15 protein-coding genes and 1 pseudogene are annotated in these 23,824 nt (G+C 42.9%); 7 read left to right on the forward strand and 9 right to left on the reverse strand.

Going from position 1 to position 23,824, the window contains the following annotated elements; translation table 11 throughout:
- On the reverse strand, positions 1-4,587 hold a 4,587-nt coding region (locus V7L05_RS07850; RefSeq protein WP_335163401.1), incomplete at its 3' end, for a WD40 repeat domain-containing protein.
- A 259-nt stretch (positions 4,588-4,846) separates the two neighbouring features.
- The gene (locus V7L05_RS07855; RefSeq protein WP_335163403.1) at positions 4,847-6,199 is read right to left on the reverse strand and encodes a P-loop NTPase fold protein; all 1,353 of its coding nucleotides are present in this window, start codon (positions 6,197-6,199) and stop codon (positions 4,847-4,849) included.
- A 572-nt stretch (positions 6,200-6,771) separates the two neighbouring features.
- Between V7L05_RS07855 and infC the strand changes: the two genes are divergently transcribed.
- From infC to V7L05_RS07885, 6 genes are all read left to right on the forward strand, one after another.
- Positions 6,772-7,305: a translation initiation factor IF-3 gene (gene infC, locus V7L05_RS07860; RefSeq protein WP_335163405.1), complete on the forward strand. Its 534-nt coding sequence runs from the start codon at positions 6,772-6,774 to the stop codon at positions 7,303-7,305.
- 367 nt (positions 7,306-7,672) lie between these two features.
- The gene (locus V7L05_RS07865) at positions 7,673-8,401 is read left to right on the forward strand and encodes a carbonic anhydrase (RefSeq protein WP_335163407.1); all 729 of its coding nucleotides are present in this window, start codon (positions 7,673-7,675) and stop codon (positions 8,399-8,401) included.
- Positions 8,402-8,830: 429 nt separating this feature from the next.
- The gene (locus V7L05_RS07870) at positions 8,831-8,983 is read left to right on the forward strand and encodes a hypothetical protein (RefSeq protein ID WP_335163409.1); all 153 of its coding nucleotides are present in this window, start codon (positions 8,831-8,833) and stop codon (positions 8,981-8,983) included.
- Positions 8,984-9,005: 22 nt separating this feature from the next.
- Positions 9,006-12,002 (forward strand): HEAT repeat domain-containing protein, encoded by a 2,997-nt coding sequence (locus tag V7L05_RS07875; RefSeq protein WP_335163411.1) that lies wholly within the window; start codon positions 9,006-9,008, stop codon positions 12,000-12,002.
- Positions 12,003-12,271: 269 nt separating this feature from the next.
- On the forward strand, positions 12,272-14,149 hold the full coding sequence (gene uvrC, locus V7L05_RS07880; RefSeq protein WP_335163413.1) for an excinuclease ABC subunit UvrC: 1,878 nt from the start codon (positions 12,272-12,274) through the stop codon (positions 14,147-14,149).
- A gap of 1,018 nt (positions 14,150-15,167) precedes the next feature.
- The gene (locus V7L05_RS07885; RefSeq protein WP_335163415.1) at positions 15,168-15,347 is read left to right on the forward strand and encodes a replication restart DNA helicase PriA; all 180 of its coding nucleotides are present in this window, start codon (positions 15,168-15,170) and stop codon (positions 15,345-15,347) included.
- A 426-nt stretch (positions 15,348-15,773) separates the two neighbouring features.
- On the opposite strand, the gene V7L05_RS07890 is transcribed toward V7L05_RS07885, so the two are convergent.
- The 4 genes from V7L05_RS07890 to V7L05_RS07905 form a co-directional block, all read right to left on the reverse strand.
- On the reverse strand, positions 15,774-16,280 hold the full coding sequence (locus tag V7L05_RS07890) for a hypothetical protein (protein WP_335163417.1): 507 nt from the start codon (positions 16,278-16,280) through the stop codon (positions 15,774-15,776).
- A 370-nt stretch (positions 16,281-16,650) separates the two neighbouring features.
- Positions 16,651-17,538, reverse strand: coding sequence for a class I SAM-dependent methyltransferase (locus tag V7L05_RS07895; RefSeq protein WP_335163419.1), 888 nt, complete (start codon positions 17,536-17,538; stop codon positions 16,651-16,653).
- A 231-nt stretch (positions 17,539-17,769) separates the two neighbouring features.
- A complete protein-coding gene (gene rlmN / locus V7L05_RS07900) occupies positions 17,770-18,864 on the reverse strand; it encodes a 23S rRNA (adenine(2503)-C(2))-methyltransferase RlmN (protein WP_335163421.1) in 1,095 nt (364 codons plus the stop codon).
- A gap of 107 nt (positions 18,865-18,971) precedes the next feature.
- Positions 18,972-19,748, reverse strand: a complete 777-nt coding sequence (locus V7L05_RS07905) for an ABC transporter permease (RefSeq protein WP_335163423.1) — start codon at positions 19,746-19,748, stop codon at positions 18,972-18,974.
- Between the two features lie 309 nt (positions 19,749-20,057).
- Here V7L05_RS07905 and V7L05_RS07910 point away from each other — a divergent pair, with 309 nt between their 5' ends.
- Positions 20,058-21,206 carry a DegT/DnrJ/EryC1/StrS family aminotransferase gene (locus V7L05_RS07910; protein WP_335163425.1) on the forward strand — a complete coding sequence of 383 codons (1,149 nt, stop codon included), beginning with the start codon at positions 20,058-20,060 and terminating at the stop codon, positions 21,204-21,206.
- A gap of 114 nt (positions 21,207-21,320) precedes the next feature.
- On the opposite strand, the gene V7L05_RS07915 is transcribed toward V7L05_RS07910, so the two are convergent.
- The 3 genes and pseudogenes from V7L05_RS07915 to V7L05_RS07925 all read right to left on the reverse strand — a co-directional run bounded on the left by V7L05_RS07915 (position 21,321) and on the right by V7L05_RS07925 (position 23,497).
- The gene (locus V7L05_RS07915; RefSeq protein WP_335163427.1) at positions 21,321-22,067 is read right to left on the reverse strand and encodes a DUF561 domain-containing protein; all 747 of its coding nucleotides are present in this window, start codon (positions 22,065-22,067) and stop codon (positions 21,321-21,323) included.
- Positions 22,068-22,436: 369 nt separating this feature from the next.
- Positions 22,437-22,610, reverse strand: a pseudogene (locus V7L05_RS07920) (IS1 family transposase); the annotation flags it as partial.
- A 344-nt stretch (positions 22,611-22,954) separates the two neighbouring features.
- Complete coding sequence (locus V7L05_RS07925; RefSeq protein ID WP_335163429.1) at positions 22,955-23,497, reverse strand: Uma2 family endonuclease; 543 nt, start codon at positions 23,495-23,497, stop codon at positions 22,955-22,957.
- Between the last annotated feature and the right edge of the window lie 327 nt (positions 23,498-23,824).

Here is a 23,824-nt window from a genome sequence, read left to right on the forward strand (position 1 = left end):
GGTGTTGTCATAACTAGCAGAAGCTAACTGTTGTCCATTGGGGCTATAGGCGACGCTATAGACCGCACTGCGATGATCAGTTAGGGATTTGAGGAATTCACCACTGCTGACATCCCAGATTTTAATGGTGTTGTCATAACTAGCAGAAGCTAACTGTTGTCCATTGGGGCTATAGGCGACGCTATTGACCGCACTACTATGATCAGTCAGGTATTTGAGGAGTTGACCACTACTGACATCCCAGATTTTGATGGTGTTGTCATAACTAGCAGAAGCTAACTGTTGTCCATTGGGGCTGTAGGTGACGCTAAAGACTACATTGCTATGACCAGTCAGTGATTTGAGGAGTTGACCACTGCTGACATCCCAGATTTTGATGGTCTTGTCACCAGCAGAAGTTAACTGTTGTCCATTGGGGCTGTAGGCGACGCTATTGACCAAATCGCAATGACCAGTCAGGGATTTGAGGAGTTTGCCACTGCTGACATCCCAGATTTTGATGGTCTTGTCATCACTAGCAGAAGCTAACTGTTGTCCATTTGGGCTGTAGGCGACGCTTCTGACCAAATCGCAATGACCAGTCAGGGATTTGAGGAGTTTACCACTGCTGACGTCCCAGATTTTGATGGTCTTGTTACCAGCAGAAGCTAACTGTTGTCCATTGGGGCTGTAGGTGACGCTATTGACCCAAACGCGATGACCAGTCAGGGTTTTGAGGAGTTGACCAGTGCTGACATCCCAGATTTTGATGGTCTTGTCATAACCAGCAGAAGCTAACTGTTGTCTATTGGGGCTGTAGGCGACACTATTGACCCAACCGCGATGACCAGTCAGGGATTTGAGGAGTTTGCCACTGCTGACATCCCAGATTTTGATAGTCTTGTCATAACCAGCAGAAGCTAACTGTTGTCCATTGGGGCTGTAGGCGACGCTACTGACCGCAGTGCAATCACCAGTCAGGGATTTGAGGAGTTGACCAGTGCTGACATCCCAGATTTTGATGGTCTTGTCCCAACTAGCGGAAGCTAACTGTTGTCCATTGGGGCTGTAGACGACGCTATTGACCGCACTGCTATGACCTTCTAAAGTATTCACCTCTATGGCGCGGTTTTCTTTCTTCTCGTTTGGCTGTAAGTAAACCGCTTGCCGTAAAGTTGCTAGAGTTTGTGTTCGGGTATCGCTTCTTTCTGGTATCCAAGCTGTGCGTTTGAGTTTTCCACCTGCCTTTAAGGCTGCTATTAAAGCATCTAGATGTTGTTCAGAGGCAAAAAACGCTTCTGAAGAATTATTCAGGGCATTAATTTCATTTATATCGGCTACTTTTCTTTGCTCATTTGCCTCTACTGCCAGCCCAGTTAATACTAATCCTGGGGTCACGGAACCAAAAAGGGCGCGTTTGAGAAAGTTATGAAGTTTTGCGTCACTTAGTTTTCTTTGTTCTCGTTCTTTTTCCAGTTCCGCCATCACATGCTTTAACTTCGGTTCGTGTTGCTTGTGAATAAAGGCGGCGATGTAGTCATGTACCAGTTGATAACGGTTTGCCGGGTTTTCTGGTAGCAAAACCACTAAGCCGGATTGGACAAAAATTTCTACAATCAAATCTGATTTGCTGATGTCAAAAGCTTTATGCTCCCTAGTTTCTGATTCCCCCGCATTCGCCGATCCCCTTAAAAAGGGTGTGGAAGAAACTAAGCCCCCCTTTCTAAAACGAGTTGAGGGGATCTCCGATAAGTACTCCTGTAAATCGCGTTCCAACTCAGCGCGAGTCTTCAGAGGGCGAGTTCCTTTTTCATCCGTCAGCAAATACAGTAATATGTCTGCTGCTTGCTGATTTTCTTCACCGCAATCATTAACAACTTCTTCCAAATAACGCTTAACCAATTTCTCCTTAGTGCCACGCTGCCGATATTCTGCCAGAGTTGTAATATTCTCCGTTTGTAGTTGCGCCCCCACAATCTGTAACTCAATGGGACGAACTTCACCCAATTCTCCGGCTAGATCTAGCACCATTTGTTCAACTAAAGCAGGTTCTACCTGAAAACTAGTATTTTCAGTTAAATGCTGAATAATTGACTTCGCATCAGCAGGCGAGAAATTCCCCAACTTGTAAAGCACATTATTACTGAGAATGTCATTGCCAATAATCTTGAGACTAGACAAATCATTGCACTCCAGTAAGTAATGGATGTAATCTACCCGCAGCGATAAGATAACTTTCACCGATAAAACATTCAGACACTCTCCCAGAAACTTAAAGAATTGCTTTCTTTGTGCAGGTTCGGTGTAAACAAAGAAAAATTCCTCAAATTGATCAAAAATTAGTACTGTGCGGAGGTTGTGTTGTTCGTTTTTGCGGAGTTGGCAGAGCAGGGAGTGGGGAGTGGGGAGTGAGGAGTGGGAATTTTGAGTATTTGAGATAGCTGAATGAGGTTCCGAGATGGCTGAATCAAGTTCCGAGATGGCTAAATCAACTTCCGAGATGGCTGAATCAGATTCTGGGATGGCTAAATCAACTTCCGAGATGGCTGAATCAGATTCCGAGATGGCTAAATCAAGTTTCGAGATGGCTGAATCAAGTTCCGAGATGACTGAATCAACTTCCGAGATGGCTGAATCAGATTCTGGGATGGCTGAATCAAGTTCCGAGATAAATGAACGAAGTTTTAACTCTTCCTCATCCTCCTCATCCCCCTCATCTCTTCCCAAAAGACTCCCCAACTCTTCCACCCAGTTGGTGTAAACACGCATTACCACCGGCAAATAATCTTGAATACCGATTACTTTATTCTTTAAAGCTGGTACCAGTCCCGCATTTACCAGAGAACTTTTGCCTACACCCGATTGCCCATGAATTACTATCAACTTATAATCAGGGCGACCCATGCGTCCAATCAAACGTTCTACATCCAATAGGCGACCAGATGCAGTAATTTCTGGAGCAATATTTCCTTGTAGAGAGTTTGAGCGCAACCTCTCTACAAATGCCTGTTTTGTAGCTTCTAACCTACCCGCACCAATAAAAGCCCGTAAGCCAAATTGCTGTTCAATGGAACGCCGTTGCTGTTTGATTTTGTATGCTTTGAGATATTCTTTCTGCTCAAAATAAAGCTGCTGCAAAAAACTAAGAATATCCAAATAAAGCCTGACATCTTCTAGGGGATTACCCATATCCTTAGCAGTTTCTAAGCTGAGAGTTGCTTCTTGAGCTTGACCTAAATGGTATTGAGAACGACTTAGAATAAACTGATATAAGCTCAAATCCTTTGATTCTAAAACCCTTTCAGGAAGATCAGATAAAACTCCTGATACATTCGCTGATTCCAGATTGGGAATCGTGGCAAAAACTTTCAAAGCTTGCTGAACAAACTGATTTGCTTTAACCCAGTTTTTTTGAAACAAAGCCACCTCAGCTAAAAAACCGTAATCCTTAGCCAATTCCCTTGGCTGGTTGTGAGTTTGATGAATTACTAAAGCTTGTTCTGAAAGACTCTGCAACGTTTTCCACTTTTGCAAGTCTCGCAAGATATCACCGAATTTAACTACTGCATTAGCAATTAAATCTGGGCTTTGAAACTGGTTAATAAAATTTATGTACTCTTGAACAGAATGCCAAGTTGTCTGCCAATCTGGATGATTGATATCTTGATGTTTAAAAGCTTTGAGATAACAGCAAAACCCAATCTCACCGAGGATTTTTGCCTGCCTTTTCATAGGTTCTGGAAAACCTCTCTCCTGCAAGGAGAGAGGTTTGGAATTCTCACCCTTCCCTATTAGGGAAAGGGGCTGGGGGGTTAGGTTTTCCACATGAGGTGAAAAGTCAGGGATTTTTGTCTCTCGTTCTAAATTACTACTTTGCTGCCAAAGCTCTAAGGCTTTATGATAATGTTCCAAAGCCGAATCTTTGTGATTATTTATCTGTTTGATAAAACCTAATAAAGATTCTAAATTAGCTTGAATTTCTAAATTATAAACATCTGGCTGATTGAGTAAATCTCTTTGCGCTGCTTCTAGCTCCTTTTCCAGTTTTATATATACATCGGCGCTAAAATTTAAATTATTACTAAACCATTGATTAGCCGTTTTGCTGATAAAAGCTACTAATTCCTGTGTTGATATGGCAAAATTCCTCGTAGTTGCCCAACTTTCCAAATCTGGCGCAAGCTGTATTAGCTGTTTGTAGATTTCATCATCAATCCACACCACTAATGGAAAAGCAAAATTCTTGCGAAACTCTTCCCGCACCTGATTGGCAGAAGTTAACATCACAGGCAAATTCTGCACTGATTCCAAACCCACAACCATCACACAGGCTGGTATTTCTTCGCCGAATTCTTCCTGAATCGCAGTATAAAGAGTCCTGCGAGATTGCTGCACCGCCAAGACACGAATTTCGACTTGACAAATTTCACGCAATCTGGGGATTAAGCGATCGCGCTCTCTAGCATAATTACACCGTGCCAAAATTAGCTTAAACTGTCCCACGGAGGACTCAATCGCCCAAGCTAATTGTTGCAGAGAGCGTAGGCGAAGCCCGTCGTCGACATCGCTGTTTACATAGTCATCTTCTGGGGATTGTGAGTCTGTCATCAGCTGATAAATCTAGATTGGGTGGACTTAAACCCATTTATTCAGACGCTCACGGACTCGCTATCTGCAAGTCCCACAGCATTCAATTCTGAATTCTGGCGACTGGTGCCTTTATTCTATTTTGTTAAACGTTTTCTACGGCTTTATCCGAGGCTGAGTACAATTATTCTGTGATTTTGTGCAATTGTGCGTAAGCTTTTAACAAAACATTTCTGGTTTCAGGTTTCATAATCTAATTATTCATCACTTCTCTGATTCCTCATTGCAACTCCCTGGCTTCTGACAAAATGGGATTAACATCAAACCAAGACTCGCCACCATCCCGATATTCAAAGACAAACCGACTGCGGATCAGTTTTTGATATCCGTGGTCATCATTCACTTTTTTCTTTTCCTTGACATGACGTAACAATTGCCACTCATTATCAGAAATCGGCATAGCCATTTCATTCCGACGAGAACGAATAACTTGCTCTAAGGTTTCACGGGTTAAAGGAAGACTCATTTCTTCCATAATCCAGGTATTCAGCAGCCTCAGCACGTCCCGCACATGACCACCGCTCATTTTACATAACCGCTCTAGGCTAGCAGCACTATCAAAAATCTCGGTAATTTTATTTAAACGCTCCTCTGGTGTGAAATCGGGAAAAGCTCTTGCTAATACCATTTGCTCCATGAGTGCTATTCCCAGTGTATGAACACTGCCATCACGCCATTCTACAGGTACCATTGGTAACACCTTAGGATCTTCTGGAAAACGCTGGGTAAGCATTCCGTAATCATTAGAAAACTTCAAAGCCAAGGGCATGGTGTAAATTAGATGACAATTAAGCCTTGTCAAAAACTCACCCTGATCGACAAATAAATATTCCTGCTGCGGACGACCCCAAGGTTTGGCACGATTATCTATGCGGTCAAGATTATCGACAATTACCACCAGACCTTTTTTACCCTGCTGTTTGAGTTTAACCACAGCAGGTTCTAACAATTCTTGATTAATCGCTTCCAGCAGCTTCGTTTTTTGTGGTGCTAAATACTGATTGAGTTTCTCCCGTAGCGTTGGGTCATTTTTCATCTTCGCGGTGATTTCACCAATGCCCACAGACAGAGAAAGCTTATCTTTTTCATCAGAGGTTACACCAAAATCGCCGACATTTGGAACCTTAACTTTTACCCCCGTCAACTCGGAGTTTAAGACCTTCCAAGCACCTTGCAGCAATTCATTAAACTTGTTGGGTTCCGCTAGGGTAATTTTATCCAGACTTTGACTCACACGCCGAGCGATCGCTAGCAGCACATCAGCAATATCCACATCAGTCATTTCCAGGTCTTCGCTAGACTCAAAATAGACTACATGGAAGCCTAACTTTTCCAGTTCCGCTTGTAACCTCAATAGTTCCGTGGATTTACCACAACCAATATGCCCAGTAAATAGGGTGCAGGTAGGTTCATTCGGCTTGAAAAAAGTAATTTTCTGCTTGAGTTTGCCGATAATATCCCCACCTCGCACCGAAGAAAAGTCTATGTAGTATTTCACATCTGACTGATTGTTGACAAACAGAGTTCGGCTGGGGTCAGTTGCCTGAAAAAATGCTCGTAAATCTATGGGCATGAGACTGCTAATATATTTATTTTGTATAAATTAGATATCCTCGATCACAAGGATAAACTTAATTACAGTATTTCAGGTGAATATTTCCGAGAATTTTCGGTTTGGCTGTCTCAATTGCAGCACTTACGCAAAGTAACCTATTTTCGTCATTGCTAAGACTTACGCAAAATAATTACACGCGCTCCGGGGCAATTCATGAATTGCCCCTACAACGCGGGCTTATATAGCATCAAAGAATGATTAATAAAAGCCCAAAACGACCTATTTTTGTAAATGCACACCATGATTCATTTGTACAGTCCGTAAGTCGTACAATATTGTAATAATATTTAACATGAGTCTAAGTTGGGTAATTTAGATTAACTCTTGCAGAAAAATTCTTTCAGAGTGAGTAGAATAACAAAAACAACGACGCAACTATTTTATGGATTAGCTACCCTAGAAGTGTAGACTATTTTTCCATCTCCTGACTTATTTCAGTCCATCTCCTGATTTATTTCAGTATTTTGCCATCTGAGGCATACCAATTTAGACAACACCAAATCCTTCATTAAGAGCTCCCATAAATCATAATGGCTGTGATTGAGAAGAAAAGAACTCGCGATCTGCCCCAAATTAACGAACGAATTCGCTTCCCAAAAATTCGGGTCATCGACATTGACGGCGGCCAGCTGGGAATTATGCCCCCACAGGAAGCACTACAACTAGCAGAAGATAAAGAGCTAGATTTAGTGCTAATCAGTGACAAAGCTGACCCGCCGGTTTGTCGGATTATGAACTACGGGAAATACAAGTTTGAGCAGGAAAAAAAGGCGCGGGAAGCCCGGAAAAAGCAGCACACGGCTGATGTCAAAGAAGTTAAGATGCGCTACAAAATAGAAGAACACGACTATAACGTGCGTGTTAAGCAAGCAGAGCGCTTTTTGAAAGATGGCGATAAAGTCAAAGCTACTGTCATGTTCCGGGGTCGAGAAATTCAACACAGCGACCTAGCAGAAGATTTGCTTAAGCGAATGGCAACGGATTTGGAGCCATTTGGTGAGCTTCAACAAGCGCCAAAAAAAGAAGGGCGAAACATGATGATGCTCATCTCGCCTAAAAAATAATCCTCTAACTGTTTAATAGACCGAGTTTGATGATCCCCTGGCTAAAAGTCGGGGGATTCTTTTATTACAGAGAGTCAAACTATAGCAGTTCTCAATTCCATCTAGCCCTTTGCAAGGGTATTTTTGCCACAGCGCAGCTTGGCGGTGATAGCGAGTCTTCGTATTCCCTTAGATGGGTGTTAAAAGATCAGTATATTTTCTAATTGCAGTCAATTTTTTGAAGGTTATGTTGTCAGAAATCGTTGATTATAAGCTAATCACCATTCATTTTTCCAGACTGATTTGCTTGTAGTAAAGGTTACAACCCTGGTTTTATGCAATTTAAATGCTCATTAGCTTATTTACTAATGCAAATTGAGGAAACTTAATGCTTCTTAATAAATTTTCCGCTAAATTGTCCAGAAGAACTCTCTTAGCTGCGGGTACTGGCGCGATCGCTACCGGACTAAGTACTAATTTGCTCATTCCCAATCAGGCAGTTGCCGCCACACCTACATTAGAAGCGGCAACAATTTCTGCCAAGCAAGGTCTCCAATTATTAATGGAGGGCAACCGACGATACGTCTTTCTGCATTTGAATCATCCGCATCAAGGTAAGAGCCGCCTCCTAGAAATTGCGAAGGCACAACATCCGTTTGCAATTATTTTGAGTTGTGCTGACTCGCGCGTACCTCCTGAACTGGTGTTCGATCAGGGAATTGGTGATCTGTTTGTTGTTCGGGTAGCTGGCAATATCATTGATGATGCCGTCTTGGGTAGCATTGAGTACGCTGCTGAACACCTGAATGTCCCGCTTGTAATGGTACTAGGACATGAGCGGTGTGGCGCAGTTGCGGCGGCGGTTGCGGGCGGGAAGGTGGGTGCTCACGTCAGCACTTTGGTCAAGGCGATTCAGCCGGCTGTGGAATCGGTTAGGGACAAATCGGGGGATCTGCTAGACAATGCGGTGCGAGCAAATATTCAAATGGTGGTAAAGCAAATAAAAATCTCTGAACCTCTTGCTGACTTGGTAAAAAGCAAGAAACTTCAGATAGTTGGCGGACGCTACGACCTAGATAACGGTATGGTGGAAGTGATTGCTGGCCAAGTCAGTTAGCGTTTGAAATAAAGCTAAAGTCATAGCAGCAAGTCTGATTTGTGAATTTGAGATCATTCGTGAGAGGTTAAGGTCGGATACTATTTGTCAATAAGTAATAGTACTTAAAATATTGCTGAAAATCAGGGTTGAAAACACAATTTTTAAGCAGGCGATGCCTAGGTTGGGCTACGCCTACGCGTAATCTTGACACGCATCATTCATTCTTGACACATCAGTTCAGTATAAGAGTTAACTTAATACCTCCACTTCTTTGAATTTTTCAGCATAATTTCTAATTGACAAAAGTAAGATTATCTTAAATTCTCACCGATGATTTGAGATGCTCCCGCTTTAGCGGTGAGAGTTGTCACGCAATACAGGCCATTTGTCCGCTCCTACCTCTGAGGTCGTTTAAATTTATTTAAAATCGATAGTCCTGAAGGCTGAGTGGGAAACATAATACTCAGTTGCTCAGGACTTTTGCTATTTCCAGGGGATGAGGGAGATGAGGGGGATGAGGAAGTATTTTCTTCCCCTGCTCCCCCTGCTCCCTCATCTCCCCCTGCTCCCTCATCTCCCCCTGCTCCCCTTGCATGGTGATACTACCAGAAAATAAAACTGCATGGAACTGAAAAATCACTGGTTGGCTGCAAATAAAGTTGCTTTACCACGACTACTACAGTGGGTGAATCTCCGACCAGAGGAGAGCGAACGGACTCAGCTGATGTTTCTCTTTTACACAACTGTATCTGTAGGATTGCGGTGGGCAGAGGACAGTACGGTGGCGCTGTTTTTGGATGAATATGGGACTAATCTACTGCCGTGGATGTATATTGCCAGTGCTGCGATGAGTGCCGGACTGGTTTTTTTATACTCTTGGCTGCAAAAGATTTTTCCCTTACGCCAGGTGATTGTAGCGATCGCACCTTGCATGTTAATGCCATTAGTTTTATTAATTTTAGTCCGTTGGGGATCACATTTTTCCTACCTGGCGGTGATTTCGGTATTTCTGCTGCGGCTATGGGTAGACGCACTTTATGTAGTCAATGACCTCAACACCTCCATCGTCGCCAACCAACTATTTAACATTCGGGAGATTAAGCGCACTTACCCACTGGTTAGTAGTGGTCTTTTGGTAGCAGATGTAATCAGTGGCTTTAGTTTGCCTTGGCTAGTGCAATACACCTCGCTGAATAAGATCATCCTGATCGCCTGTGTAATGATTTTATTAGGATCGGGGATTCTATTCTATTTAACTCATCACTATCGAGCCGCTTTTCCTGAAACCCCACAAAGGCTAATTCCTGAAGAACAAGCCTCACGGAAGCGTTTCATCAAAAGTCCACTGAAAAGCTATGTCTTTTCGTTGTTTGCCTTTGTGGGTTTGTTGCAAGTCATTGGGTTGTTAATAGATTTTCAGTATCTGCGCGAACTCCAAGCCAATTTGAGCGAGCGAGAACTCGCCAGTTTCTTGGGTTTTTTTGGAGGAATGTTGGGACTGTGTGAGTTGTCGTTGCAGTGGTTTGTTTCTAGCCGACTCATCGAAAGGATGGGGGTATTTTTCACAGCCACGCTTTTACCAATCACCATTGGCTTTGCTCTACCAGGAGTGCTGGTATTGCTGAATTTAATTCCAGCTATGCAATCACAAAGCTTCTTCTGGGGTTTGATAATTGTCAAATTCTGTGATGAACTTCTGCGCTACACCTTTGTCATGAGTAGCGGCCCCATACTGTACCAACCGATTCCAGAGGGAATTCGCAGCCGGATGCAGACTTTATCTGGCGGAACTGCCGAAGCGATCGCTACAGGTTTGACAGGAGCGCTAATTTTTGTAACTCTATTGTTTTGTGGGCGGTTTGTACCAGTATCAATGCAAAAATGGGTGTTGGTATCAGAAACAATGCTGATAGCTGGCACCTGTTTAACAGTAGTTTGGGAATTGCGATCGCGCTATGTTCAACTGTTAGTCTTGAGTGTGGCGCGGGGTCAATTGAGTGCAACCAATGTGGGCTTACGATTTTTCAAACAGGGGGTAGTCAAAGCTTTAGCAGAAAAAGGCAGCGAGGCTGATAAACGCTCTTGCATTGAACTTTTAGCCCAAATGGATTCCCTTGGAGCTGCGGAAGTTTTAGCACCTCTACTAATCAAGTTAACCCCAGACTTGCAGCGCCAAAGTTTGGAAGTGATGCTGATGGGAGGTGTAAATCCCGCTTATCTAACCGCCATCCGTCCTTTGTTAGAACAATCTCAAGAAACTAACCCCGAAGTTTTTGCCCTAGCACTGCGCTATGTTTGGCTGGCTGAACCAAATCCGAATTTAAGCCTCCTAGAAGAATACCTCAACCCCCGGCAAAACTCACTCATCCGCGCCACCGCCGCCGCTTTAGTCTTACGCCAGGGAACGCCCATGCAAAAGGTAGTAGCTACCCAAACCATGCGCCGGATGTTGACTCATAAGCTAGAACGAGAACGAGTGAATGGAGTCAGAGCGCTCAGAGAAGCAGTTTATTTGCAGGCGTTGCGGATTCACATCCCGAATTTATTACAAGATGAGTCCTTACGGGTGCGCTGTGCTGTATTAGAAATGATTGCAGCAACCCATTTAGAAGAGTACTATTCGGCACTGATTGCAGCACTTTATTACAAATCAACCCGCGGTACAGCAATATCAGCCCTAGTGGGATTAGAAAATGAAGCTTTAGAAATGCTATTGCGGTTGGCTACGAATATTTACAAACCGGAAGTAGTGCGAATGTACGCTTGGCGAACCATTGCTCAAATTGGCACTCAGGAAGCATTGGAGGCTTTATGGGAAAACTTGGAAACATCTTGGGGTACTACCAGGGATCATATTCTTCGTAGCTTACTAAAAATACATAAACAACCAGGACTTAAAGATTTAGTTGATCGGTTTTATGAAAGTCGGGTAGAAAATTTAATCAAGCAGGAATTAAAGTTTTTAGGTGAGATTTATGCCGCATACATAGACTTTCAAACATTAGACCAAGAAGAAAATCATCAATCGAGTCAGAGGATTTTGATTGTCTCTGAGTTATTGCAACGCGCCCTTTTAGAATTAGAATTGGATGTCAAAGAGCGGCTGCTACTGCTACTAAAACTGCTTTACTCGCCAGAAAAGATGCAGGCAGCAACATTCAATCTGCGATCGCTCTCAGTGGTAAACTTAGCGCGGGGGTTAGAAATCTTAGAGCATACCATAACTTTGTCTTCAAAGTCCTTATTGCTGAATATTTTAGATAACCGACCGCAGTCAGAAAAATTGCAACATCTTGTGGAAGCCAAGATCGGAGAATATGAGAATATGTTAGTTAGCGATCGCCTCCACAGATTGCTGATGTTGAGTAACTTCCTTTCTGACTGGTGTCTAGCTTGCTGTTTTCATTATGCTCAAGTAACTCGCATCCGACTGACAAGTTCTGAGATTTTAGTGAGTTTGCGTCATCCAACTGGCTTTGTTAGAGAAGCTGCGATCGCATACTTAAATATGGTTTCACAGCGCGTTCTCCAGCAAATTCTACCCCAGTTACAAAAAGATTCACATCCTTTGGTGTCCGCTCAAGTTAAAGAGTTGGTCGAAAAATACCAGGTGAAATAATTCGTAATTAAGTAATGCATAGGAGACTCAGACCCCGCCACAAAACTTGCGGCTTACTTGTTGCCGGGGACTTAAATCCACCGAATTAGTTAAAAATTACAATTGAAGGAAAGTGAAGTACACAACGATTCATCCCAAAGCGAGGTATAAACCCTGTTTTACTTCTGAATTCTGGATTCTGAATTCTGAATTCTGCTGTAAATAGTCTATGAAATCGGCACAAAAAAATAATTTTTCTTAAAATAGAAAAAGATTACCTAATTTGGGTTGTGACAATATCTACTGAAGTATTACCACTGATTAAAGAACCAGAACGATTGGAAAACCGTCTAGCTGAAATACCACCGGAACCGGGGGTTTATTTCATGCGAGACAAGAGCGATCGTATTATATATATAGGTAAATCACGTAAGTTGCGATCGCGTGTCCGTTCCTATTTCCGCGATGGCTACAACAAGAGTGAACGCATCGCCAGGATGGTAAAGTTGGTGACTGAAATTGAATTCATTGTCACTGATACTGAAGCCGAAGCCTTAGCGCTAGAAGCCAATTTGATCAAGCAGCACCAGCCATACTTTAACGTGCTGCTCAAAGATGATAAAAAATATCCCTATCTCTGCATCACTTGGTCAGAAGATTATCCACGAATTTTTATTACCCGTAAACGTCAATTTGGCAAAGAAAAGGATAAATTTTACGGGCCTTATACTGATGCTGGTTTATTACGAGAAATTGTCCGCATCTGCAAGCGGATCTTTCCACAGCGACAACGACCTCAACCACTTTTTAAAGACCGTCCCTGCTTAAATTATGATTTAGGGCGGTGTCCGGGTGTGTGTCAACAGATGGTTTCACCAGAAGAATATCGCAAAATTGTGCAAAAGATCGCGATGGTCTTCCAAGGTCGAACTCAGGAACTGATTGATATTTTGACCCAACAGATGAACGCAGCCGCTCAGGACTTGAATTTTGAGTCAGCAGCACGAATTCGCGATCAAATTTCTGGGTTAAAGTCCCTGACAGCCGACCAAAAAGTTTCCTTACCAGATGATACAGTTTCGCGGGATGCGATCGCCCTGGCAGCCGACGAACAACACGCCTGCATTCAACTATTTCAGATTCGCGCTGGGCAACTGGTGGGACGTTTGGCCTTTGTGGCGGATGCTCACGCGGAACCAGGAGCTATTTTACAACGCGCTTTGGAGGAACATTACCAAACGGCTGACTCAGTGGAAATACCCATAGAGATTTTGGTGCAGCATGATTTACCAGATGGAGAAATATTGGCAGATGTCTTAACTCAACGTAAAGGTAAAAAAGTCACAATTTTGACTCCTTTGCGGCAAACTAAGGCAGAATTAATTGAGATGGTAGAGCGAAATGCTCAGTATGAATTGCAAAGAATGCAGAAATTTGGCGATCGCAATCACCAAGCAATGCAAGATTTAGCCACCATTCTCGATTTACCAGATGTACCTCACCGCATCGAAGGTTATGACATTTCCCATATTCAAGGGTCAAATGCAGTAGCTTCGCAAGTTGTGTTTATCGACGGATTACCCGCCAAACAACACTATCGCCACTACAAAATTAAAAATCCCACAGTGACAGCAGGACACTCAGATGATTTTGCCAGTCTTGCTGAAGTTATCCAGCGTCGGTTTCGTAAGTATGGGGAAGATCAGCAATTAGCACGTTTGGGTAATCCTGATTGGCCTGATTTAATCATGATCGATGGTGGTAAAGGTCAGTTATCATCGGTTATCGCCATCTTGCAAGAGATGAATTTATTAGAAGACTTGCGAGTTGTGAGTTTAGCAAAGCAGCGAGAAGAGATTTTTTTACCGGGAGAATCTAAACCTTTGATAACTGATGCAGAACAACCGGGAGTACAGTTATTGCGGCGGCTGCGGGATGAAGCGCATCGGTTTGCAGTGAGTTTCCATCGTCAGCAGCGTAGTGATAAATTGAAGCGATCGCGTTTAGATGAAATTCCCGGCTTAGGACATCATCGACAAAAGCAGCTACTAGGACATTTTCGCTCAGTTGATTATATTCGGCAAGCAACAACCACACAACTAGCTGAAGTAGCAGGAATTGGGCCGCGTTTGGCTCAAGAAATTTACGATTATTTTCATCCTGCTTAAAGTCACAACTCCCACTTTCGCCTTCAAGACTTGTCGCTACCCACATTTTCGTAACAGTCAAAGTGTCGCACAGATTGGCAATCCCGCCCAGAACTTAAGTTCTGGGCTGATAGCTAAAGTCTACTCAAGTGGACTAAAATTTTCCCTTTTACAGATGATAGCCATCTACATGGCTTAAAATCTTGTATTTAGTCCTCTTAAGAGAACTTTAGCTATTAGCCTCGGAATTTATTCCCAGGCGGGATAGGAACGAAGCTCAAGATTTATTTGATGTTGGTAATTATAAGCTGTCGCGTCTTTACTTTTCTAAAGCATTCTCGATATATAGGAATCATATTTGATTTCTGAAAAAATCTCGGTAGTCTTGTAGTGGACCCTCTTGGCTAAAATGTTGCAAAAAAATTGTCGGTTGGGTGGAGGCTTTGCGTAACCCAACATCCTGATAATCAGTTGGGTTGTGCTCCACCCAACCTACCTCTACATCTAATGCACTATTTTGTGTAGACAGTCCACTACGTGCATTTCAAAAATCAAATACTAGTCCTATATAAAGGGTTACAGTCTTCAAAAAGTGCAACTTGTAGGCGCGACAGATGATCAGCAGAATTTAATCTCATAAATCTTGTTGGCAAATATTAACTAAATATTAAGATGGAGATTTTGTTACTAAAGATACAGTAATTTCCAGGTTTTAATTTTTCAATACAAGAACAGCTTTTTTTTAGCCATCTGAAATAGCTATAAACAAGGCTCTCTCAAGGAATTAATTATAGGGATCAGTAAATCTCTAAGCAGTATTCAATTAAAAAATAATTTATGTGTCTAAAGTAGGAGGGTAAAATCACCTAAGTTTTAAGATAATAGATAGAGATATCGAAAAGTTTTCAAACCGGAAATTTTGTTTAAAATAATCAACCAAATATTACGGCAGTTTGTTAAGTTGGGTCGAACCAGAAGTTTTCCTGGTTTAACTTGTAACTTTACAAAATAAAAAATAATTAGAACCAGGGGTTTTAAAATGCAGACAGTACAAAAGATTTACTGCCCAAATTGTGGTAGTCATGCCGAGCGTTATTATATTTCTGATAGTCAATTAACTCGGACACAATGCCCAAGTTGTGACTACTTGATGATTAGTTGCACCCGCACAGGCAAAGTCATTGAGGCTTATGCCCCTGGCATTTACGCACAGCGCTAGATAATAAAACAGAATTCAAGAGTCAGAATTCAGGAGTCAGAATTGAATTCTGTGTAACTGGTGAGCCAGCACGTTGGGCGGGTTTCCCGACTTGTTCGCGCAGCGTCTCCCCTTGGGAGAAGCGACTGGCGAACCCGTTCGCGTAGCATCTCCCATAGGAGAAGGGCGAATGTGAATAAACGGGTTTAAGTTTCCCACAAAACAAGAAAATTTGGTGGTAACAGAGCAGCGCCGAAGTGTGGTCTAAAATTAGTGCTGGTCATTGAGCAGTTCGACAGGCTCACTGTGCCACTTTTGCCTGGCCTGAGCTTTGCCAAAAAGTCGAAGTGCGAGTTTGAATCCTATATTAATTGATTCAGAATACAGAATTCATAATTCTGTATTGTTCTTCAACAATAAAGTTATTTCTCAAAAATTTTGAACACTTTACAGGTTCTCATTTTGTTGTCTGAGTTCTTGCTGTTGTCTCTGTTGTTCTAATTTCAATTGTTGCTGTTGTCTCTGTTGTTCTAATCTCAATTGTTGCTGTTGTCTAAGTTCTTGATCTTGTCTGAGTTGTTGCTGTTGGATTCTCTGTTGTTGCTGTCGTGTAAATTCTTGCTGTTGTAGTCTCGTTTCTTCCTGTTGTAGTCTCAGTTGTTGCTGGCGTCTGAGTTGCTCCCGTTGTCGTGAAAATTCTTGCTGTTGTATTCTCAGTTGTTGTTGTTGTTGTTGTGGTTGTGGAAAGTGTAGCCGTAGCCATGTTTCCTTAAGTTGCTCTTGTGTTTGCTGAGTTTGATCCTCTTGTTGTTGTCTAATTCTTTCTTGAAAGGACTCAGGTTGCTGAGGATTCGTCTGAATTACTTGTCCATAGGCAGGAGAATTCATCTGCAAACTTTTTGCAATCACAATTACTAGTAGCCATAATTTAAGCATCAATGATCGATTCAACATACAGTAATTTTGTCAATCGTTATAATTCTATAGCCCTAAATACTTCATCTGCTTCTATCACTGGAGACATCTGCTTCTATCACTGGAGATATGAACAAGAATTCTTCTTCGTTGAACATGCTTAGGGATTTCCAAGAAATAAATTATCCAAATAAACGAACCACTCCAGACGCAGAGAAGCCAGTGCGTTGGGGAGCCAGTGCATTGGACGGCTCCGCCGACTTGAAGCACCTGGCGTCGGGTTCCCCGACTTGTTCGCGCAGCGTCTCCCCCTGGGAGAAGCAACTGGCGCAACACAGAGAGAGGAAAAATAGAGTGGGTTTTTGCGTCAGTTTTGGGATATTTTTTTATTTGGAAGTCCCTTATTTGGTCAAACATGGCGTGTGGCAACACACATCAGCGATAATGCTGCTTCTGGTGAATTAGGATTGATACCAGACCATAGTTGAGCCAAGCGATACTTCTTGTCAGATTTACCGTGATTGCCTTGAAATACCTCTGCACCAACTGTATGGTTGTGAGGATAAACCTTGACACTAAAGCCAAGTGGCTCCAGAATTTTGTAGTAGAGCTTGGGCGTTACTCCATCCCCAGGTCGGTGATGCACCTCAGTTGCTAATCCCCAAGTTTGCTCGCTTGCAGAGGTATGACCTCCTCGTTTGATTAGCCGATATAGCCCTAAGCGTAAGTTCCATAACCACAAACCTAATCCTTGGAAGTTCCAGGCAGTCAACTGAGGGTCGTGGTCTGTGATTAGGATACCCCCTGGACGGACTAAACGCGCTGCTTCCTCCAACACGATGTCCATGTAATCACAGTGATGTAGTGTAGCATTAAGTACTACCATATCAGCAAAATTAGAAATGAAAGGAAGTTCGTGGGCATCTGCAAGCACTGGTATATAGCCAAGACGTTGAGCCATAGACAATGCCCCATAGCTAATATCTACACCAATTAATAATTGTGGTTTTCCCCCAAGCGTTGCATACAAATTGCCCGGGCCACAACCAATGTCTACAACAATTTTATGATCCCAAGTCCCCGTGGCGGCTTCCCAGCAGGACTTGAATATTTGATCACGATGACAGTTTTCAAAATAGTTTTTTGCCCATTCTGGATGCCCAAAGTAATAACTATTCGCTTTGATGGCTGGACTGGAACTAGAAATAGGGAAATTTAGGATATCTTGTTTATCTAAATCGGCTCTAAAATCAGCAGCAATATAAGGTCTGAGAACTGAATATGAAGAAGTTGCCATAGCTATCACCTCTATTAATATCCTGCTTCAGTTCGCTACATGAGCAAACCCTTAAATATTTTAACCGAGCAGTATTGCCAGGTATCTGTGAGATTAAAGTAATTACAGCAGAATTCAGAATTCAGGGGTCAGAATTCAGAAGTAAAACAGCTTTTACACCAGGGTTTGAGACTTTGGTTGTGTACCTCACTTTCCTTGAAATGCGCTGTAAATTTATTGAGTGCAAGAGGTTTAATTCTTACTTGCTCTTAGTTGCCCACAAGCAGCATCGGCTTCTAAACCACGGGAATAACGGACACTAACAGCAGTATTTTGCTGCTTGAGGATGTTGACAAAGGCTTGAATACGATCGCGGTTGGGGCGTTTGTAATCTACTTCTTGGATGGGATTATAAGGAATCAAATTCACATGACTTTGGAATCCTCGCAGGCATTTTGAAAGTTCTAATGCGTGTTCTGGTAAATCGTTAACACCAGCAAGGAGAACATATTCAAAGGTAAGGCGGCGGCCAGTGATTTCCACATATTCCCGACATTCAGCCAGCAAATCTTCTAGAGGATAGGCGCGGGCGCTGGGGATGAGTTTTTCCCGTAACGCTTGATTGGGTGCGTGCAGACTAACCGCCAGAGTGATTTGCAAATGGTTTTGTGCGAATTCACGGATGCGATCGCGAATCCCAACTGTAGAAACTGTAAGCGATCGCTGTCCGATACCGACATCTTGATTCAGGGTTTTCAGGGCTGCTAGGACATTTTCAGTATTCAACAACGGTTCCCCCAGTCCCATAAACACCACATTGCTAACCCGTTGCTGAAAATCTTCTTGTACAGTTAACACCTGATCGACAATTTCATGACGTGCTAGGTTGCGTTTGTAGCCGCCTTTACCAGTAGCGCAGAAATCACACGCCATTGGGCAACCCACTTGAGTAGAAACACAAACCGTCAGACGGGCTTTTGGGCCTTCTCCCCCTTCTGCGAAGGTAGGGATACCAACAGTTTCAATAATTTGCCCGTCTGTTAATCGTAAAAGATATTTGACTGTGCCATCCGGTGCCACAGAGCGGTAATGTAAAATTGAGCGCCCAATCGGAATTTCTGCTACTTCTTTCCGCCAATGCTTAGGGAAGACAGAAATATCAGATAGCGATCGCACCCCCTTGTCATAGATCCATTCATGCAGTTGTTTTCCTCTGTAAGCAGGTTGTCCCTGCTGCTGCACCCAAGTGCTTAACTCTGCAAGAGTCGCACCTAGAAGGGGAGGGATTAATTCTGATTTTTCTGGGTTGTGTAAGTCAACCTGAGATACAAGAGGCGTAGCAGACATAAAAAATCACGAATTGATGCTGGATCTCTATCCTACACCGCCAGATTAACAAATCAGAATAAAGGCATCAGTCGCCAGAATTCAGAATTTAATCTAGATTAACCCCCTCACATCACTAACTGGGCGGCGGAATTAAAAAACTGACGACATAACCCCTTAGTAACTAAAACTGTTGTCAGCAAGTTAGCGAAAGCCACCATAAACATAATCAAAATTTCGTAGGATACAGCATCCAGGGGTTTGACACCAGCTAATAACTGTCCGGTGGTAATTCCTGGTATTGCCACCATCCCGATCAGGATCATTTGATTGAGAGTGGGAATCAATGCCGCTCTGATGGCGTCTTTGCGGTACTGACTAACTGCTTGCTCTGGAGTTGCACCTAAGCTTAAATGGGTTTCGATTTCGAGATGGCTGGAATTAATAGTGCTGACAAGACGATCGCCTGCGATCGCAGCTGCATTGGTAGCATTACCTAAAACTATCCCTGCTAGGGGAATTACATACTGTGGTTCATACCATCTTTCTGGTTGAATGATCAAGAAGTTGGTGTAAAGCACTGTCAGAGCGGTACTAATTAAAATTGCACCCCAGACCAAAGGCAACACATGAGGAATTTTTTGGCTGATGCGATTTCGTGCGACAATCGCCGTAATTGTCAGCATTATTGCTAATAGTGTCAAAACTGCCCAAGCATTGTCCAAAGCCAAGATGAAATCTAAAATGTATCCGAATACAAGAAGTTGTAAGATGGTTCTCCCAGTAGCAAGGGCTAAGTTCAACTCTAATCCTAATTTTTCCCAGGCAGATACACCAATGGCGATCGCCATCAATCCCACAGCAATAGCTAAATCCCCGAAATCCAGTTTGATCAGATCCTGCATGGGTTCTCTATCTCCTGGTATTTTTTTATCAAAGCAGCCCACACAAGAGGAACTTTGATCCGATGTGTTGGATCTTGAATGATATATATCACTTTCATCAATTCAAAATGGTACGACCTTAACATGGCAAACACCTAGTATGTCTACTATCTGTAAATTAAATGTGCGGTAATTAACCGCCCCACAATTTAAGTAAAAACCCTAATAGATGCGTATCTTGGGCGATAGTCTTTTAGTAGCTCCTATTTGATTAAGCAAAAATTGACTGTCGAAGTGCATCCTTTGTATCTCCCGATAAAATGAGAACTCATGATCCAAAGTGTAAATCCCATCCCTGTTTTTGATATTAAGCAGCAATACACCGCCATCGAAGCAGAAATAAGTGCAGCCGTCTTAGAGGTTCTGGCTTCTGGGCGCTATATCGGCGGTCCCTTAGTCGAAGGCTTTGAGCAACAGTTTGCCGCTTATAATACTGTTAGTGAATGTGTGGCTTGTAATTCTGGTACTGATGCGCTCTACTTAGCGTTACGAGTCTTGGGAATTGGTGCAGGCGATGAAGTGATTACAACGCCTTTTACCTTTATTGCGACATCTGAAGTGATTAGCGCCGTGGGTGCAAAGCCTGTTTTCGTTGATATTGATGCGACTACGTTTAATTTGGATGTGGAGCAAGTCGCGGCGGCGATTACACCCAAAACTAAAGCAATTATCCCGGTTCACCTATTTGGACAACCCGTGGATATGACATCATTGATGGCGATCGCACATTCTCACAATTTGTCAATAATTGAAGATTGCGCTCAGTCTACAGGAGCAATTTGGGCTAATCAAAGAGTCGGAAGCATTGGACATATTGGTTGCTTTAGTTTCTACCCTACCAAAAATCTTGGTGGTTGCGGCGATGGCGGAGCAATAACGACTAATGATCCAGCGATCGCTACTAAAGTCCGAATACTACGGGATCATGGTAGTAGAATTAGATATTTACACGAAGAAATCGGTGTAAATAGCCGCTTGGATGCTCTCCAAGCGGCTATTTTGCAGATTAAGCTGCGTTATTTAGATATTTGGAATGATCGCCGACGAGATATCGCCAACTATTATTACCAGTTTCTTAGTCAAGTTCCGGGTATCGTCCCGTCTCAAGAATTACCTGGGGGTATTGGGGTATGGAATCAATACACGATTCGTATATCAGGCGAAGGGCGAAATGGTTCTAGCGCCAAATATCGAGATTGGGTGCGTAGTCAATTGCAAGAACAGGGCGTGAGTTCGATGATTTACTACCCCCACCCTTTACATTTGCAGCCAGTTTATCAAAGTCTGGGCTATCAAATTGGAGACTTACCAATAGCAGAGCAAGCTTGCCATGAAGTCATATCCTTGCCGATGTTCCCAGAACTAACACAACAGCAGCAAGACCAGGTGATTTATGCGTTGAAGGATTCTTTGGGGTAAGGGGAGATGAGGGAGCAGGGGGAGATGAGGGAGAAAAGCACGATAAGAAGTAAATTTTTACCATTACTTCCTCATCCCCCTCATCCTCCTCATCCCCCTCATCCCCCTCAACTACTAAGCGATCGCGCGGCTGCTAGCAGTCGCTAACGCTTCCACCAAGCCACGCACGGCGGCAATCATGGCAACTTCGCTATTGAGTTGGTTGATGGCCGAACCAACACCAACACCAGCCGCGCCAGCCGCGATCGCTAATGGTGCAGTAACGTTAGAAATGCCGGAAGCACATAATACTGGCACTGACACCACACGGGAAATCTCAAAAGCTGCTGCCAAGGTAGGGGCAGCTTTTTCAATTAATCCTAGAGTTCCAGGATGAACTGGGTTACTGCTAGTACCGCCTTCGGTTTGGATAATGTCCGCTCCAGCTTTCACCAATTCCTCTGCTAACTGTACCTGTTGATCTAGTTCCAGGATGTGAGGAACGGTGACAGATAAAGTAATTTCCGGGAAGAGAGCGCGGGTTTGTTTAGTCAGCGCTAGCACTTCTGGAGCCTCAAAGCGGCGTCCTTGAGCATAGAAGGAATCGAAATTCCCGATTTCAATTAAATCAGCACCAGCTGCCACAGCTTGCACAAATTTCTCTGGTTCTACTGCTGATACACAAATTGGTAATTTTGTCAAACTTTTAGCTAGCTGGACTAAGGCTGCATCGGCGGCAATATCGACAAAAGTAGCACCGCCAAATTCAGCAGCTTTAACAATAGCAGCGACGCTAGCGGTATCGAAGTTATTCAAGCCGCTAATCACTTTCAGGACGCGGCGGTTAGTAAATGCACGTTGGAGTGTGGAATGCATCGTCATGGTTTGGTTTTTGAAGCTACGAAAATTAGGTATATTCTACCGTCCCTCAGTTGATGAAGGACTAAATCACTATGGTAGTTGCCAAATCTTGATAGTTTTATTCTTTTTTCGGATTTGCGATCACTATCTTATAAAATTTTACTCTTGGAGTTTACTATCACAATTTAGCTAAGTATTAAATCTAGTGCGGCATCAAAATATACTGTAAAGTCCCGCAGATACTTGTCTGAAAATAATTAAGTTATTCTTTTCAGGAGGAAAATATGACTGAAGAAATAATGGCAAACTTTGACGAGAAAGAAATACTTGAACTCTGGGATAATAGAGCTAGAGACTGGGATATTCGGCGTTGCATAAATGCGGGATGATTTAATTCAATACGGGTATTTCCCAATACTTCAAATAATGAAGTAATAATCGAATTGAATATTTCAGCATATCTACTGACTTTGAATAGCACAATGTTTTGCGGTGTAGTCGTGCAAAATAGTGACGCAAGCGGGTATTTTCGCCTTCAACTCTAGTCATATACGTTTTACTCACATCCTTGCTTTCCCCAAGGCGACTCGACGACTGTAAATGAGGATGGGACGGTTTGTTATGCTTGGGCTTCTTCTTATTTTGAAAGGACGCAACGCAACGACCAACCTTGGAACCATTTTACAACACCATTTATCTGGTTTCACCGTCCTCTTTCCGATTACTGGAAAGCTTTCAAGGCAGCAGGTTTTTCTGTGGATGAATTTGAAGAGCCAAGAATTACCCCAGAGCGATATCATCTTGCAGAAAACGACCAGAAGCTTTTCAATTCCAAAACACGTCCCTATTCGGTAGTTTTTAAACTCCAGAAAGTTAAAATAATTCGTAATTCGTAATTCGTAATTATCCTAGTCAAACTCTAGAGGCCACAAATCTGCAATTGGTACTTCCCATCCTGGGAGCAGTTCGGGAACTGTTAAAACATCGCCATCACGAAGTATTATTGCCTCTTGTCCAAAGTTGTAAACTTCAACAATCCGCTCATCTGGATTGAGCAAAATTCCTACCTTAGTTCCCAAACTCAGAAATTCTTGAATCTTGGTTCTCAGATCCTCTAAATTATCACTAGGGGACTTCACCTCTACAGTCAAATCGGGAGCCAATTGAGCAAAAGACTTCGGACTGCGACGCAAGCGTTCGGCTAAAACAAATGAGGCATCCGGTGCGCGCAAATCTGAATTTGGCAACCTGAAACCAGCGCTAGAAGCTGCTGTTCGTCCAAGTTTGCGCGGTCTAACCCAGTTAGATAACTGGGCAATCATCGCGGCTGCGACCTCATCTGATTCGTATCCTGATGGACTCATGACAATAATATTACCCTTGACTAGTTCCATGCGAAAGTCAGGATACTGTCGCTGCATTTTTTCCAAGTCTTCAAACGTTAGGGACATAAAACCTCTAATCATCACACGCCCTATATTTATATTATGGAGACAACAGACCTCTCTAGGAGCGATCGCCTTGCTTCTCCATGATGGAAAATTGCTCTGGTAAATTCTACCTGTTCTCGAAAAAGGGTTCTTCGGCTACTTTTATGGAATAAATTAAAATACTTAAAATTAATGCTGATACTTTTTTGACAACAGTAGTAATTATTTAATCCCTACGTTAAGAATCGAGGGAGTGGCGAGTCATTCAATTTTGGATTTTAGATTTTTTCTTCAATCCAAAATCCTCCTAACTCCTGTACAGACGCGATTAATCGCGTCTCTCTTAAC

The sequence above is a fragment of the Nostoc sp. genome, from assembly GCF_036917755.1.
In the GTDB taxonomy this organism is placed as follows: domain Bacteria; phylum Cyanobacteriota; class Cyanobacteriia; order Cyanobacteriales; family Nostocaceae; genus Nostoc.